Annotated in this window: 14 protein-coding genes; all 14 read left to right on the forward strand. The window is 57.0% G+C overall.

Going from position 1 to position 15,039, the window contains the following annotated elements; genetic code table 11:
• Nucleotides 1-143 precede the first annotated feature (143 nt).
• Nucleotides 144-989 carry a colanic acid biosynthesis glycosyltransferase WcaA gene (gene wcaA / locus AFK66_RS06375; RefSeq protein WP_007776351.1) on the forward strand — a complete coding sequence of 282 codons (846 nt, stop codon included), beginning with the start codon at nt 144-146 and terminating at the stop codon, nt 987-989.
• A 2-nt stretch (nt 990-991) separates the two neighbouring features.
• Complete coding sequence (gene wcaB / locus AFK66_RS06380; protein WP_029464221.1) at nt 992-1,480, forward strand: colanic acid biosynthesis acetyltransferase WcaB; 489 nt, start codon at nt 992-994, stop codon at nt 1,478-1,480.
• Nucleotides 1,477-2,694, forward strand: coding sequence for a colanic acid biosynthesis glycosyltransferase WcaC (gene wcaC, locus AFK66_RS06385; protein WP_023898431.1), 1,218 nt, complete (start codon nt 1,477-1,479; stop codon nt 2,692-2,694). Before wcaB ends, wcaC begins: the two co-directional genes overlap by 4 nt.
• Nucleotides 2,669-3,889 (forward strand): colanic acid polymerase WcaD, encoded by a 1,221-nt coding sequence (gene wcaD, locus AFK66_RS06390; protein ID WP_007776346.1) that lies wholly within the window; start codon nt 2,669-2,671, stop codon nt 3,887-3,889. Before wcaC ends, wcaD begins: the two co-directional genes overlap by 26 nt.
• 14 nt (nt 3,890-3,903) lie before the next feature.
• On the forward strand, nt 3,904-4,656 hold the full coding sequence (wcaE, locus tag AFK66_RS06395; protein ID WP_007699457.1) for a colanic acid biosynthesis glycosyltransferase WcaE: 753 nt from the start codon (nt 3,904-3,906) through the stop codon (nt 4,654-4,656).
• A 22-nt stretch (nt 4,657-4,678) separates the two neighbouring features.
• Complete coding sequence (wcaF, locus tag AFK66_RS06400) at nt 4,679-5,227, forward strand: colanic acid biosynthesis acetyltransferase WcaF (protein ID WP_007776345.1); 549 nt, start codon at nt 4,679-4,681, stop codon at nt 5,225-5,227.
• A gap of 133 nt (nt 5,228-5,360) precedes the next feature.
• Nucleotides 5,361-6,482 (forward strand): GDP-mannose 4,6-dehydratase, encoded by a 1,122-nt coding sequence (gmd, locus tag AFK66_RS06405; RefSeq protein ID WP_004386768.1) that lies wholly within the window; start codon nt 5,361-5,363, stop codon nt 6,480-6,482.
• Between the two features lie 2 nt (nt 6,483-6,484).
• Nucleotides 6,485-7,450 carry a GDP-L-fucose synthase gene (gene fcl, locus AFK66_RS06410; RefSeq protein ID WP_004386769.1) on the forward strand — a complete coding sequence of 322 codons (966 nt, stop codon included), beginning with the start codon at nt 6,485-6,487 and terminating at the stop codon, nt 7,448-7,450.
• 2 nt (nt 7,451-7,452) lie between these two features.
• The gene (locus AFK66_RS06415) at nt 7,453-7,932 is read left to right on the forward strand and encodes a GDP-mannose mannosyl hydrolase (protein WP_007699452.1); all 480 of its coding nucleotides are present in this window, start codon (nt 7,453-7,455) and stop codon (nt 7,930-7,932) included.
• Nucleotides 7,929-9,152 (forward strand): colanic acid biosynthesis fucosyltransferase WcaI, encoded by a 1,224-nt coding sequence (gene wcaI / locus AFK66_RS06420; protein WP_023898433.1) that lies wholly within the window; start codon nt 7,929-7,931, stop codon nt 9,150-9,152. Before AFK66_RS06415 ends, wcaI begins: the two co-directional genes overlap by 4 nt.
• 3 nt (nt 9,153-9,155) lie before the next feature.
• Nucleotides 9,156-10,598, forward strand: a complete 1,443-nt coding sequence (cpsB, locus tag AFK66_RS06425; protein ID WP_007776323.1) for a mannose-1-phosphate guanyltransferase — start codon at nt 9,156-9,158, stop codon at nt 10,596-10,598.
• 55 nt (nt 10,599-10,653) lie between these two features.
• Nucleotides 10,654-12,024, forward strand: coding sequence for a colanic acid biosynthesis phosphomannomutase CpsG (gene cpsG / locus AFK66_RS06430; RefSeq protein WP_023898435.1), 1,371 nt, complete (start codon nt 10,654-10,656; stop codon nt 12,022-12,024).
• Nucleotides 12,025-12,138: 114 nt separating this feature from the next.
• Nucleotides 12,139-13,533 (forward strand): undecaprenyl-phosphate glucose phosphotransferase, encoded by a 1,395-nt coding sequence (gene wcaJ / locus AFK66_RS06435; RefSeq protein WP_007776308.1) that lies wholly within the window; start codon nt 12,139-12,141, stop codon nt 13,531-13,533.
• Nucleotides 13,534-13,545: 12 nt separating this feature from the next.
• Nucleotides 13,546-15,024, forward strand: coding sequence for an MOP flippase family protein (locus AFK66_RS06440; RefSeq protein WP_023898437.1), 1,479 nt, complete (start codon nt 13,546-13,548; stop codon nt 15,022-15,024).
• The last annotated feature ends 15 nt before the right edge of the window (nt 15,025-15,039 follow it).

Below are 15,039 nucleotides of genomic sequence, written 5' to 3' on the forward strand. Positions count from 1 at the left end.
GCAACCCCAAACGGCAGGCTTATTTTCTTCCTCTTTAAAGCGGAGGAGGGCGGGGGTGAGGGCAACGAACACGGCGCAGCCTGATGCGGCTACGCCCTTGCGGCAACGTGCATAACATCCATTAAGCATTCGGAGAAACCACAATGACCAGCACCGCGCGCCCCTTAGTCTCTGTTTACATGCCGACGTGGAATCGCCAGCAACTGGCTATCCGGGCGATCAATTCCGTGCTGCGCCAGGACTACGACAACTGGGAACTTATCATTGTCGATGACTGCTCCAGCAACTGGGAACAGCTGCAAAACTTCGTTCTGGCGCTTAACGATCCGCGCGTCAGCTACACGCGTAACGACTTTAACTCCGGCGCGTGCGCGGTGCGCAACCAGGCCATTCTGCAGGCGAAGGGCGAATTCATCACCGGCATCGACGACGATGACGAGTGGATGCCGAACCGTCTGTCGGTTTTCCTGGCGCATAAAGAAAAGCTCAATCAGCATGCGTTTCTCTACGCCAACGACTATCTGTGCGAAGGCCAGGTCTACTCGCAGCCGACCAGCCTGCCGCTCTACCCGAAATCGCCGTGGTCGCTGAAGCTGTTCTTTAAGCGCAACATCGTCGGCAACCAGGTGTTTACCTGGGCGTGGCGTTTCAAAGAGTCGCTGTTTGATAACGAACTCGCCGCCGCGCAGGACTACGACATGTTCCTGCGTATGGTCGTGACCTACGGCGAGCCGTGGAAAGTGGAAGAGGCGACGCAAATTCTGCATATCAACCACGGCGAAATGCAGATAACCAAATCGGCGAAAAAGTTTGCCGGGTATTTCCACTTCTACCGCAAACATAAAGATAAATTCGACCGCGCCAGCAAAAAGTATCAGCTCTTTACGCTCTATCAGATCCGTAATAAGCGCATGAACTGGCGCACGCTGCTGACGCTTTTGTCGGTGCGTAATACCAAACGTCTGGCTGACAGCCTGCGGGGGAAATAATGCTGCTTGAGGATCTGCGCGCAAATTCATGGAACCTGCGCCCCTGCTGCATGGTGGTCGCCTATCGCATCGCGCACTTCTGCTCGGTGTGGCGCAAAAAAAACGTGCTTAACAACCTGTGGGCAGCACCGGTGCTGCTGCTTTACCGCTTTTTTACCGAATGTCTCTTTGGGTATGAAATTCAGGCCGCCGCCACCATTGGCCGCCGCTTCACCATTCACCACGGCTACGCCGTCGTTATCAATAAAAACGTGGTGGCGGGCGATGATTTCACCATTCGCCATGGCGTCACCATCGGCAACCGCGGCGCGGACAATCTCGCCTGCCCGGTAATTGGTAACGGCGTGGAGCTTGGGGCGAACGTGGTGATCATTGGCGATATCACCATCGGCAATAACGTTACGGTAGGCGCAGGCAGCGTGGTGCTGGACAGCGTGCCGGACAATGCGCTGGTGGTGGGCGAAAAAGCGCGGGTGAAGGTAATTAAATGAACATATTACAATTTAATGTCCGCCTCGCAGAAGGCGGCGCGGCAGGCGTGGCGCTGGATCTTCACCAGCGCGCCCTGCAAAAAGGGATGCGCTCCCGTTTTATTTACGGCTACGGCAAGGGCGGCAAAAAGAGCGTCAGTCACGACAACTTCCCGGAAGTGGAAAAACATACGCCGCGCCTGACGTCCATTGCCAATATCGCGCTGTTCCGTTTCGTAAACCAGGATCTCTTTGGCTCGCTCGACAGCCTTTATCGCCGCATCACCCGCACCGACGGGCCGGTGGTGCTGCACTTTCACGTATTACACAGCTACTGGCTGAATCTCGATAAAGTGGTGGCGTTCTGCCAGAAGCTGAAAGCGCATAAGCGTGATGTCACTTTCGTCTGGACGCTGCACGATCACTGGAGCGTTACCGGGCGCTGCGCGTTTCTCGACGGCTGCGAAGGCTGGAAAACCGGCTGCCAGAAGTGCCCGACGCTTGATAACTATCCGCCGGTGAAAATCGACCGCGCACACAGCCTGGTCGATAACAAACGCCAGCGTTTTCGCGACATGCTGGCGCTCGGCTGCCACTTTATTTCGCCAAGCCAGCACGTGGCGGATGCCTTTAACAGCCTCTACGGGGCAGGGCGCTGCAAAATTATCAACAACGGCATTGATGTGGCGACGGAAGCGATTCTCGCCGAACTGCCGCTGATGCCGCCCGGCACCGGCGCGCCGAAAATCGCGGTGGTGGCGCACGATTTGCGTTACGACGGCAAAACCAATCAGCGCCTGGTGCGCGATCTGGTGGCGCTTGGCGATAAAGTGGAAGTGCATACCTTCGGCAAGTTCTCGCCGTTTGAAGGTGCCAACGTGGTTAACCACGGCTTTCTGACCGACAAACGCAAGCTGATGAACGAGCTGAATCAGATGGACGCGCTGCTCTTTACCTCTCGCGTCGATAACTACCCGCTGATTTTGTGTGAAGCGCTCTCCATCGGCGTGCCGGTCATCGCCACGCACAGCGAGGCGGCGCAGGAAGTGCTCAATAAGTCGGGCGGTAAAACGGTCGATGAGAGTGAAGCGTTGCTGCTGGCGCAGCGCGGCAAGGCGCAGATCGCCGAAGCGGTTTTCGGCACGACGCTTGAGGCCTTCCGGGCGCGCAGCCGGGAAGCGTACAGTGGCCAACAGATGCTGGAGGAGTATGTCTCGTTCTATCAGAATCTGTAGCTATCTGCTGCTGCCGTTCATCTACCTTGTAGTGAACGTCAAACTGGCGCAGCTCGGCGAGAGTTTCCCGATTACGATTGTGACGTTTTTGCCGGTGTTGCTGCTGCTGTTCGTCGACAAAATCAACCTGAAGAAGCTGATGATCGCGCTCGGGATCGGCGCTGGCCTGACACTCTTTAACTACGTGTTTGGTAAGTCGCTCGACGCCAGTAAATATGTCACCTCGACAATGCTGTTTCTCTACATCGTTATCATCATCGGGATGACATGGAGCATTCGCTTTAAGACCATCTCGCCGCGTAACTACCGCAAAATTCTGCGGCTGTTCTACCTGGTGGTGGGCTTTATCGTCACGCTGGCGGCGCTGGAGATGGCGCAGATTATCCTGACCGGCGGCAGCAGTCTGATGGAGAACATCTCGAAGTTCCTCATCTACAGCAACAGCTATGTACTCAATTTCATTAAGTTTGGCGGCAAACGCACCACGGCGATGTATTTCGAGCCGGCGTTCTTCGCTCTGGCATTAATCTCAATTTGGCTCAGCATCAAACAGTTTGGTATCAAAACCCCAAAAACCGATGGTATGATTCTTTTAGGGATAGTCTTATCGGGTTCGTTTTCGGGCGTGATGACATTTATCCTGTTTTATTTGCTTGAGTGGGCGTTTCAGTATCTTAATAAAAACGCGATTCGTAAAAAGTTGCCGCTGGCAATTGTTTCCCTGGCTGTCTTTATCGTGGGCGTGGTGTTCGCCTTCCCGTATATCGCGGAGCGTATCGGTGATTTAGGCACAGAGGGTTCGTCATCCTATTATCGCATCATCGGCCCGCTGGTGATGGTGGGATATTCGCTGACGAATATCGATGGTGTAGTGCGTTTTGGTTCGCTTTACGAATATGTCGCATCATTCGGAATTTTTAACGGTGCGGACGTCGGAAAAACAATAGACAATGGGCTCTACCTGCTAATCATTTATTTTTCATGGTTCGCAGTGTTACTCACCGGCTGGTATATGTTCAGGGTCGGGAAAATGATGATTAACGCATTTGGTAATAATCAGAATTTTCGTGTGCAGCTGTGGTTATTTACACCTGTATCCCTGTTTTTTACCGGTTCGATTTTTAGCCCGGAATATGCGTTCTTAATTGTTTGTCCGTTTATTCTGCGTAAAGCGTTAAACATTACAGATTCCTGATGAGGTAGGCCCGGATGCTTTTAAGTGTAATTACTGTCGCCTGGCGCAATTACGAAGGGGTGGTGAAGACCTGGCAGTCCCTGGCCCACCTGGCGCAGGCTCCTGAGATCGAGTTCGAATGGATTGTGGTGGACGGCGGCTCCAACGACGGCACCGCGCAGTTCCTGGAAGATCTCAACGGTCAGTACAACCTGCGCTTCGTCAGCGAAAAAGACAACGGCATTTATGATGCAATGAATAAAGGCATTGAAATGGCCAACGGTCGCTTTGCGATTTTTCTGAATTCCGGCGACGTATTTCACCCGTCCGTCGCTGACGTGGCGCGCCAGCTGGCTGCCGCACCGGCAAATGACAATGCGATGTATATTGGCGACGCGCTGCTTGATTTTGGCGACGGCAATAAAATTCGCCGCAGCGCGAAAAGCGGCTGGTATATTTACCACAGCCTGCCGGCCAGCCATCAGGCCATTTTCTTCCCGGTTTCCGGGCTTAAAAAGTACCCCTACGATCTGCAATATAAAGTCTCATCCGATTACGCGTTAACCGCCAAAATGTATAAATCCGGCTACGGCTTTAAAAAGCTGAAAGGGCTGGTGTCAGAATTCTCAATGGGCGGCGTGTCAACCTCGAATAATCTGGAATTATGTCAGGACGCTAAAAAAGTTCAGCGCAACATATTACGGGTTCCTGGAATATTAACAGAACTTTCTTATTTATTACGCATGCGTACGACCGGAAAAGCTAAGGCGCTGTATAACAAAGCATAAAGCCTTGCCATAAGGAAAGCATATGCAGGATTTAAGCGGATTCTCGGTGCCGAAAGGCTTCCGGGGTGGGCACCCTATTAAGGTTCAACTGTGGTGGGCGGTTCAGGCGACGCTGTTTGCCTGGTCTCCGCAAATATTATATCGCTGGCGCGCTTTTTTATTACGGTTATTTGGCGCGCGAATTGGCAAAGGCGTGGTAATTCGCCCTTCGGTGCAAATTACCTACCCGTGGAAATTAACCATTGGCGATTACGCCTGGGTCGGGGATGACGCGGTGCTGTACACGCTCGGGGATATCACCATCGGTGCCAACGCCGTGGTGTCGCAGAAATGCTACCTGTGCACCGGCAGCCACGACTACATGAGCAAGCATTTTGATATTACCGCCGAGCCGATTGTGATTGGCGAGAAGGCCTGGCTTGCGACGGATGTGTTTGTCGCACCGGGCGTCACCATCGGCGCAGGTACGGTGGTCGGCGCGCGAAGCAGCGTATTTAAGACGCTGCCAGCCAACAAGATTTGTCGTGGCAATCCGGCGCAGATCGTTCGCGACCGGGTGGAAGGGGAGTAACCCTTCACGCCACACCGATTTCCCCTCTCAAGCCGAGAGGGTTTGGGAAAGGGGAGCAGGACACTGATCCCTGAATTAACAAACGGCCTGGTGAGCCAGGCAAAGTCCGATTTAAACAGAGGAAAAACAAATTATGAGTAAAGTTGCTCTCATTACCGGCGTAACCGGACAAGATGGCTCCTATCTGGCTGAGTTTCTGCTTGAGAAAGGTTATGAAGTCCACGGTATCAAACGCCGCGCGTCTTCTTTCAATACCGAGCGTGTTGACCATATCTACCAGGATCCGCACAGCAGCAACCCGAAATTCCACCTGCACTATGGCGACCTGACCGATACCTCCAACCTGACCCGTATCCTGCAGGAAGTGCAGCCGGACGAAGTGTACAACCTGGGCGCGATGAGCCACGTAGCGGTCTCCTTCGAATCCCCGGAATACACCGCAGACGTGGACGCCATGGGCACCCTGCGCCTGCTGGAAGCCATCCGCTTCCTGGGTCTGGAGAAGAAAACCCGTTTCTATCAGGCATCCACCTCTGAGCTGTATGGTCTGGTGCAGGAAATCCCGCAGAAAGAAACCACCCCGTTCTACCCGCGCTCTCCGTATGCAGTCGCGAAACTGTACGCTTACTGGATCACCGTAAACTATCGTGAATCCTACGGCATGTACGCGTGCAACGGCATTCTGTTCAACCACGAATCCCCGCGCCGCGGCGAAACCTTCGTGACCCGCAAAATCACCCGCGCTATCGCCAACATCGCACAGGGCCTGGAATCCTGCCTGCATCTGGGCAACATGGACTCCCTGCGTGACTGGGGCCATGCCAAAGACTACGTGAAAATGCAGTGGATGATGCTGCAGCAGGAACAGCCGGAAGATTTCGTTATCGCAACCGGTGTGCAGTACTCCGTGCGTCAGTTCGTCGAAATGGCGGCCGCACAGCTGGGTATCAAACTGCGCTTTGAAGGCAAAGGCGTGGAAGAGAAAGGCATCGTGGTTTCCGTGACCGGCCATGACGCACCGGGCGTGAAACCGGGCGACGTGATCGTTCAGGTTGACCCGCGTTACTTCCGTCCTGCTGAAGTGGAAACCCTGCTGGGCGACCCGACCAAAGCACACGAAAAACTGGGCTGGAAACCGGAAATCACCCTGCAGGAAATGGTCTCTGAAATGGTCGCGAAAGATCTCGAAGCTGCGAAGAAACACTCGCTGCTGAAATCTCACGGCTACGAGGTTGCCATCGCGCTGGAGTCCTGAGCATGAAAAAGCAACGTATTTTTGTGGCCGGCCACCGCGGGATGGTGGGGTCGGCCATCGTTCGCCAGCTTGAGCAGCGCGACGACGTCGAGCTGGTGCTCAAAGGGCGTGACGAGCTGAACCTGCTGGACAGCGCGGCGGTGAACGCGTTCTTCGCGGACGCCGCGCTGGATCAGGTTTACCTGGCGGCGGCGAAGGTGGGCGGTATTGTCGCCAACAACACCTACCCGGCGGACTTCATCTACGAAAATATGATGATTGAGAGCAACATCATTCACGCGGCTCATTTGAACAACGTGAACAAGCTGTTGTTCCTCGGATCGTCGTGCATCTATCCGAAGCTGGCGAACCAGCCGATTGCGGAAAGCGAGCTGTTACAGGGCACGCTGGAGCCCACCAACGAGCCGTACGCCATCGCCAAAATCGCGGGCATCAAGCTGTGCGAGTCTTACAACCGCCAGCATAACCGCGACTACCGCTCGGTGATGCCGACCAACCTGTACGGGCCGAACGACAACTTCCACCCGAGCAACTCGCACGTGATCCCGGCGCTGCTGCGTCGCTTCCACGAAGCGACCCAGGAAAACGCCGCGGACGTGGTGGTATGGGGCAGCGGTACGCCGATGCGTGAATTCCTGCATGTGGATGACATGGCCGCTGCCAGCATTCACGTGATGGAGCTGGATCGCGAGGTGTGGCAGGAGAACACCGAGCCGATGCTGTCGCACATCAACGTCGGCACCGGCGTGGATTGCACCATCCGCGAGCTGGCGCAGACCATCGCCAAAGTGGTGGGCTACAAAGGCCGCGTGGTGTTTGACGCCTCTAAACCGGACGGTACGCCGCGCAAGCTGCTCGACGTCACCCGTCTGCACTCACTGGGCTGGTATCACGAGATTTCACTGGAGGCGGGCCTTGCCAGCACTTACCAGTGGTTCCTTGAAAACCAGCATCGTTTCCGGGGGTAAGGATGTTTTTAAGTCAGGAAGATTTTGCCACCGTGGTGCGCTCCACGCCGCTTATCTCCATCGATCTGATTGTCGAGAACGAGCAGGGGGAGTTCCTGCTCGGTCATCGCACCAACCGTCCGGCGCAGGGCTTCTGGTTCGTGCCAGGCGGTCGGGTTCAGAAAGATGAGCCGCTGGCGCAGGCGTTTGAACGCCTGACGCAGGCGGAGCTTGGCAAACGCTTTTCGATGCCGGAGGGAGAGTTTTACGGCGTCTGGCAGCACTTCTATGACGACAACTTCTCCGGGACCGACTTCACCACCCACTACATCGTGCTGGGGTTCCGCCTGCGCGTAAACGCGGATGAGCTCAACCTGCCCAAAGAGCAGCACGAAGCTTACCGCTGGCAGTCGCCCGCCTCGATTGTGGCCAGTGAAGATGTGCACGATAACAGCCGCGCCTATTTCATGGCTGAACGTTTTGCCGGAGTGCCGGGCTTATGAAAATCCTGGTTTACGGCATTAACTACTCGCCGGAGCTGACCGGTATTGGTAAGTACACCGGCGAGATGGTGGAATGGATGGCCCGTCAGGGTCATGAGGTGCGGGTGATTACCGCACCGCCTTACTACCCGGCCTGGAAAGTGGGGGAGAACTACTCCTCCTGGCGCTGGCGCAAAGAGCAGGGCGCCGCCACGGTGTGGCGCTGCCCGCTTTATGTCCCGAAACAGCCTTCTACGTTAAAACGCCTGATCCATCTCGGCAGCTTTGCAGCGAGTTCGCTTTTCCCGTTGCTGGCCCAGCGTCGCTGGAAGCCGGATCGCATCATCGGTGTTGTGCCAACCCTGTTTTGCACGCCGGGCATGCGCCTGCTGGCGAAGCTCTCCGGCGCCAAAACCGTGTTGCACATACAGGATTACGAAGTGGACGCCATGCTCGGTCTTGGCATGGCGGGCCGCGGCAAGGGGGGCAAAATTGCCCGTCTCGCCAGCCGCTTTGAACGCAGCGGTCTGCATAACGTCGATAACGTCTCGACCATTTCGCGCTCGATGATGAACAAAGCCAAAGAAAAAGGGGTTCCCCCTGAGCGCGTGATCTTTTTCCCGAACTGGTCCGAAGTGGCGCGGTTCCGGGAGGTGAAAGCCGAAGAGGTTGAGGCGCTACGCAGCCAGCTTGGCCTGCCGGCGGATAAAAAAATCATCCTCTACTCCGGCAACATCGGGGAGAAACAGGGGCTGGAGAACGCCATCGACGTGGCGGCGCGGTTCACCAACGAGCCGTGGATTTTCGCGATTGTCGGTCAGGGCGGTGGCAAAGCGCGCCTTGAGAAGATGGTCGCAGAGCGGGGGCTGACGAACGTGAAGTTCTTCCCGCTGCAACCTTATGAAGCGCTCCCGGCGCTGCTGAAGATGGCGGATTGCCATCTGGTGATCCAGAAGCGCGGCGCGGCCGACGCGGTCCTGCCGTCGAAGCTCACCAATATCCTGGCGGTGGGCGGCAATGCGGTGATCACCGCCGAGGCCGACACCGAGCTTGGCCAGCTCTGCCTTGAAGAGCCGGGCATCGCCGTCTGCGTAGAGCCAGAGTCGGTGGATGCGCTGGCAGAAGGCATCGTCAGCGCGCTGGCGCTGCCCAAAGACAACACGGTGGCACGTGAATATGCCGAACGCACGCTCGAAAAAGAGAACGTGTTAAGCCAATTTATCGCTGATATTCGGGGTTAAGCCATGAGTCAGTCAAAACTCTTTCCGGTAATTATGGCAGGCGGCTCCGGCAGCCGTCTGTGGCCGCTTTCCCGCGTGCTTTACCCAAAACAGTTCCTCTGCCTGAAAGGGGATCTGACAATGCTCCAGACCACCGTCTGCCGCTTAAACGGCGTGCAGTGCGAAAGCCCGGTGGTTATCTGTAACGAACAGCATCGCTTTATCGTCGCCGAGCAGCTGCGCCAGCTCAACAAGCTGACCGAAAACATTATTCTGGAGCCTGCCGGTCGCAACACCGCGCCGGCTATCGCGCTGGCGGCGCTGGCGGCGAAACGCAACAGCCCGGAGACCGATCCGCTGATGCTGGTGCTGGCGGCTGACCATGTGATTCAGGACGAAGACGCGTTTCGCAACGCCGTGCGCGCCGCGATGCCGTTTGCCGAAAGCGGCAAGCTGGTTACTTTCGGCATCGTGCCGAACCTGCCGGAAACCGGCTACGGCTACATTCGCCGTGGCGAAGTCTCTAACCCGGACGTGGCGGTGGACGCCGTTGCTTTCAGCGTCGCCCAGTTCGTCGAAAAGCCGGATCTGGAGACCGCGCAGTCCTACGTCAACAGCGGCGAATACTACTGGAACAGCGGCATGTTCCTGTTCCGCGCCGGTCGCTATCTGGAAGAACTCGCGAAATTCCGCCCGGATATCCTGGACGCCTGCGAAAAAGCCATGAGCACCGTTGACCCGGATCTCGATTTTATCCGCGTTGATGAAGAAGCCTTCCTGGCCTGCCCGGAAGAGTCTATCGACTACGCGGTGATGGAAAAAACCGCCGACGCGGTGGTGGTGCCGATGGACGCAGGCTGGAGCGATGTCGGCTCCTGGTCTTCGCTCTGGGAGATCTCCAACCATTCGCCGGAAGGCAACGTGCATCACGGCGACGTGATTTCGCACAACACCGAAAACAGCTACGTCTATGCCGAGTCTGGCCTTGTGACTACCGTCGGCGTGAAAGATCTCGTGGTAGTGCAGACCAAAGACGCCGTGCTGATTGCCGACCGTAACCACGTCCAGGACGTGAAAAAAGTGGTCGAGAAAATCAAAGCCGACGGCCGCCATGAGCATCACATTCACCGCGAAGTGTACCGTCCGTGGGGCAAATATGACTCCATCGATCAGGGCGAACGCTACCAGGTGAAGCGCATCACCGTGAAGCCGGGCGAAGGGCTGTCGTTGCAGATGCATCACCACCGCGCCGAGCACTGGATTGTGGTGGCGGGCACCGCGAAGGTGACCATTAACGACGAGGTGAAACTGGTGGGCGAGAACGAATCGGTTTACATCCCGCTCGGCGCCACACACTGCCTGGAGAACCCCGGCAAGATCCCGCTCGACCTGATTGAAGTGCGCTCCGGCACCTATCTGGAAGAGGACGATGTGATCCGCTTCGCCGACCGTTACGGCCGGGTGTGAGGCGCAGGCATCCTGCGCATTTTCCGACAAAAAAAGAGAACCCAAGAGATAACAAATGGAAAAGTTAACCTGTTTTAAAGCTTACGACATTCGTGGGCGTCTGGGCGAAGAGTTAAATGAAGATATCGCGTGGCGCATCGGCCGCGCGTATGGCGAGTTCCTGAAACCGAAAACCATCGTGCTCGGCGGCGATGTGCGCCTGACCAGCGAAGCGCTGAAGCTGGCGCTGGCGAAAGGCCTGCAGGACGCGGGCGTTGATGTGCTGGATATCGGGCTTTCCGGCACCGAAGAGATTTACTTCGCGACGTTCCACCTGGGCGTGGACGGCGGCATCGAAGTGACCGCGAGCCACAACCCGATGGACTACAACGGCATGAAGCTGGTTCGCGAAGGCGCGCGCCCGATTAGCGGCGATACCGGTCTGCGTGACGTGCAGCGTCTTGCTGAAGCGAACGACTTCCCGCCGGTGAATGAAGCCGCCCGTGGCAGCTACAAAAAAATCGACCTGCGTGATGCCTATATCGATCACCTGCTCGGTTACATCGATGTGAAAAACCTCACGCCGCTGAAGCTGGTGATTAACTCCGGCAACGGCGCAGCTGGCCCGGTGGTGGACGCCATCGAAGCGCGCTTCAAAGCGCTGAACGTGCCGGTGCAGTTCATCAAGGTTCACAACAACCCGGACGGCAATTTCCCGAACGGTATTCCTAACCCGCTGCTGCCGGAGTGCCGCGACGACACCCGCAACGCGGTTATCGAACATGGCGCGGATATGGGTATCGCGTTTGACGGCGATTTCGACCGCTGCTTCCTGTTCGACGAAACCGGGCAGTTTATCGAGGGCTACTACATTGTCGGTCTCCTGGCCGAAGCGTTCCTCGAAAAACACCCCGGCGCGAAGATCATTCACGATCCGCGTCTGTCCTGGAACACCGTTGACGTGGTCGAGGGTGCGGGCGGCACGCCGGTCATGTCGAAAACCGGTCATGCGTTTATTAAAGAGCGTATGCGCCAGGAAGACGCCATTTACGGCGGCGAGATGAGCGCGCATCACTACTTCCGCGATTTCGCCTACTGCGACAGCGGCATGATCCCGTGGCTGCTGGTGACTGAGCTGCTGTGCCTGAAAGGCCAGTCGCTTGGCGAGCTGGTGCGCGACCGCATGGCGGCGTTCCCGGCGAGCGGCGAAATCAACAGCAAACTGGCGCAGCCGGCTGTCGCCATTAAGCGTGTGGAAGACCATTTCGCGCCGCAGGCGAAAGGGATCGACCGCACCGACGGTATCAGCATGGATTTCGGCGAGTGGCGCTTTAACCTGCGCTCGTCCAACACCGAGCCGGTGGTGCGCCTGAATGTGGAGTCGCGGGCGGATACGGAACTGATGCAGGCGAAAACCCAGGAAATCCTTGCGCTGCTGAATCAGTAAAACGGCGCGGCCGCCCGGCGTCGCCGCACACCGCGACGCTTACGCCCCGCAGGCTTCGGCCTGCCGGGCAGGGCAGCCGCTTAACTGCGCCTTACGGCGCCTGAAGGTACGACGATGACAAATCTAAAAAAGCGCGAACGAGCCAAAACGAATGCATCGTTAATCTCTCTGGTGCAACGATTCTCCGACATAACCATTATGTTCGTCGGACTGTGGGTGGTGTGCAGGATCAATGAGCTGCCGTTTTTCTACATGCATCTGCTGATGGCCCTGACCACCCTCGTTGTGTTCCAGATGATTGGCGGGATCACCGATTTTTACCGCTCCTGGCGCGGCGTAAAAATCTCCACCGAACTGCTGCTGCTGTTGCAGAACTGGACCATGAGCCTGGTGTTCAGCGCCGGTCTGATGGCCTTTAACCCCGATTTTGAAAGTCCGTTCCGCGTCTTCTTCGCCTGGTATCTGCTGACGGGCGCAGGCATGGTGATTTGCCGTTCGGCGATTCGCTTCGGCGCGGGCTGGCTGCGTAACCGTGGTTACAACACCCGTCGCGTGGCGATTGCAGGCGCGCAGCCGGTAGGCCAGCAGCTTGCCGAGAGCTTTCGTAACGAACCCTGGCTTGGGTTTGAGGTCGTCGGCATTTACCACGATCCGGAACCGGGCGGCGTGCCGACCGGCTGGGCAGGCAACCTTGAGCAGCTGGTGGAAGACGCCCGCATGGGCAAAATCCATAACGTCTATATCGCCATGTCCATGAGCGAAGAGGCGCAGATGAAGAAACTGGTGCGCCAGCTTTCTGATACCACCTGCTCTGTGATGCTGATCCCGGACGTGTTCACGTTCAACATCCTCCATTCGCGCCTCGACGACGTGAACGGCGTGCCGGTGGTGCCGCTGTACGATACGCCGCTCTCCGGCATCAACCGCGTGCTGAAACGCCTGGAAGATATCGTGCTGGCGTCCATGATCCTGCTGCTGATTTCGCCCGTGCTGTGCTGTATCGCGGTTGCCGTGAAGCTCAGCTCGCCAGGCCCGATTATCTTCCGCCAGACCCGCTACGGCATGGACGGCAAGCCGATTATGGTGTGGAAATTCCGCTCCATGCGCGTGATGGAAAACGACAAGGTGGTGAAGCAGGCGACCCAGAACGATCCGCGCGTCACCAAAGTGGGCAACTTCCTGCGCCGCACTTCGCTTGATGAACTGCCGCAGTTTATCAACGTGCTGACCGGCGAGATGTCGATTGTGGGCCCGCGTCCGCACGCGGTGGCGCATAACGAGCAGTATCGCGCGCTGATTCAGGGCTACATGCTGCGCCATAAAGTGAAACCGGGCATTACCGGCTGGGCGCAGATCAACGGCTGGCGCGGCGAGACCGATACTCTGGAGAAGATGGAAAAACGCATCGAGTTCGATCTGGAGTACATCCGCGAATGGAGCGTATGGCTCGATATCAAAATCGTCTTCCTGACCGTGTTCAAAGGCTTTGTTAACAAAGCGGCTTATTAAGGGTAGTGGGTCATGAGCCTTCGCGACAAAACCATTAGCGGTGCCAAGTGGTCCGCCATTTCGACGGTGATTATCATCAGCCTTGGGCTGGTGCAGATGACCATCCTGGCGCGGCTGATGGATGGCCATCAGTTCGGCCTGCTGACCATTAGCCTGGTGATTATCGCGCTGGCCGATACGCTTTCCGACTTCGGAATTGCGAACTCGATTATTCAGCGCAAATCCATCAGCAATCTGGAGCTCACCACGCTCTACTGGCTGAACGTGGGGCTGGGGATTGTGGTCTGCGCCGTGGTGTTTCTGTTAAGCGATCTGATCGCGGGCGTGCTGCATAACCCGGATCTGGCACCGCTTATCAGAACGCTGGCGTTCGCCTTCGTCGTTATCCCGCACGGCCAGCAGTTCCGCGCGCTGATGCAAAAGGAGCTTGAGTTTAACAAGATTGGCGCCATCGAAACCTTCTCGGTGCTGGCGGGCTTCACCTTTACGGTGGTGTCCGCCCAGTACTGGCCGGTGGCGATGACTGCGATCCTCGGTTATCTGGTTAACACGGCGGTGCGCACCGCGCTGTTCGGGTTCTTCGGGCGCAAGATTTATCGTCCTGGCCTGCATTTCTCGCTCTCGTCGGTCTCCTCGAACCTGAAGTTTGGCGCGTGGCTAACGGCCGACAGCCTGGTGAACTACGTCAACACCAATCTCTCGACGCTGGTGCTGGCGCGTATCCTCGGCGCAGCGGTCGCGGGCGGCTATAACCTCGCGTACAACGTGGCGGTGGTGCCGCCGATGAAGCTCAACCCGATCATCACTCGCGTGCTGTTCCCGGCGTTCGCCAAAATCCAGGATGACATCGACAAGCTGCGCGTGAATTTCTACAAGCTGCTCTCGGTGGTCGGGATCATTAACTTCCCGGCGCTGCTCGGCCTGATGGTGGTATCGAATAACTTCGTGCCGCTGGTCTTTGGCGAGAAGTGGGTGAGCATTGTGCCGATTCTGCAACTGCTGTGCATCGTCGGTCTCCTGCGCTCTATCGGCAACCCGATCGGCTCGCTGCTGATGGCGAAAGCGCGTGTGGATATCAGCTTTAAATTCAACGTGTTTAAAACCTTCCTGTTTATTCCGGCGATTGTCGCGGGCGGGCATCTTGGCGGCGCGCTCGGCGTGACGCTCGGCTTCCTGCTGGTGCAGATAATCAATACCGTGCTGAGCTATTTCATCATGATTAAACCGGTGCTTGGCTCCAGCTACCGCGAGTATATCCAGAGCATTCTGCTGCCATTCTGGCTCTCGCTGCCTACGCTTGTGGTCAGCTACGCGCTCGGCGTGGCGCTGAAAGCGCATCTGGCGCTCGCGCCGCTACTGGCGGTGCAGATTGCCGCGGGCGTACTGGCTTTCGCCGTGACGATTGTGCTGTCGCGCAATGCGCTGGTGGTGGAGCTGAAACGCCAGTTTTGCCGCAACGATAAAATGAAAATGCTGCTCCGTGCAGGCTGATCCCGTTAAAAATTA

Origin of the sequence: Cronobacter malonaticus LMG 23826 (assembly GCF_001277215.2) — a bacterium.
GTDB lineage: Bacteria > Pseudomonadota > Gammaproteobacteria > Enterobacterales > Enterobacteriaceae > Cronobacter > Cronobacter malonaticus.

Bases quoted from the DNA above. Each gene is read 5' to 3' on its own strand.
- wcaI (WP_023898433.1), top strand. From the start codon at position 7,929: ATGAAAATCCTGGTTTACGGCATTAACTACTCGCCGGAGCTGACCGGT.
- cpsB (WP_007776323.1), top strand. From the start codon at position 9,156: ATGAGTCAGTCAAAACTCTTTCCGGTAATTATGGCAGGCGGCTCCGGC.
- cpsG (WP_023898435.1), top strand. From the start codon at position 10,654: ATGGAAAAGTTAACCTGTTTTAAAGCTTACGACATTCGTGGGCGTCTG.
- AFK66_RS06440 (WP_023898437.1), top strand. From the start codon at position 13,546: ATGAGCCTTCGCGACAAAACCATTAGCGGTGCCAAGTGGTCCGCCATT.
- wcaC (WP_023898431.1), top strand. From the start codon at position 1,477: ATGAACATATTACAATTTAATGTCCGCCTCGCAGAAGGCGGCGCGGCA.
- AFK66_RS06415 (WP_007699452.1), top strand. From the start codon at position 7,453: ATGTTTTTAAGTCAGGAAGATTTTGCCACCGTGGTGCGCTCCACGCCG.
- wcaJ (WP_007776308.1), top strand. From the start codon at position 12,139: ATGACAAATCTAAAAAAGCGCGAACGAGCCAAAACGAATGCATCGTTA.
- fcl (WP_004386769.1), top strand. From the start codon at position 6,485: ATGAAAAAGCAACGTATTTTTGTGGCCGGCCACCGCGGGATGGTGGGG.
- wcaF (WP_007776345.1), top strand. From the start codon at position 4,679: ATGCAGGATTTAAGCGGATTCTCGGTGCCGAAAGGCTTCCGGGGTGGG.
- gmd (WP_004386768.1), top strand. From the start codon at position 5,361: ATGAGTAAAGTTGCTCTCATTACCGGCGTAACCGGACAAGATGGCTCC.
- wcaA (WP_007776351.1), top strand. From the start codon at position 144: ATGACCAGCACCGCGCGCCCCTTAGTCTCTGTTTACATGCCGACGTGG.
- wcaD (WP_007776346.1), top strand. From the start codon at position 2,669: ATGTCTCGTTCTATCAGAATCTGTAGCTATCTGCTGCTGCCGTTCATC.
- wcaE (WP_007699457.1), top strand. From the start codon at position 3,904: ATGCTTTTAAGTGTAATTACTGTCGCCTGGCGCAATTACGAAGGGGTG.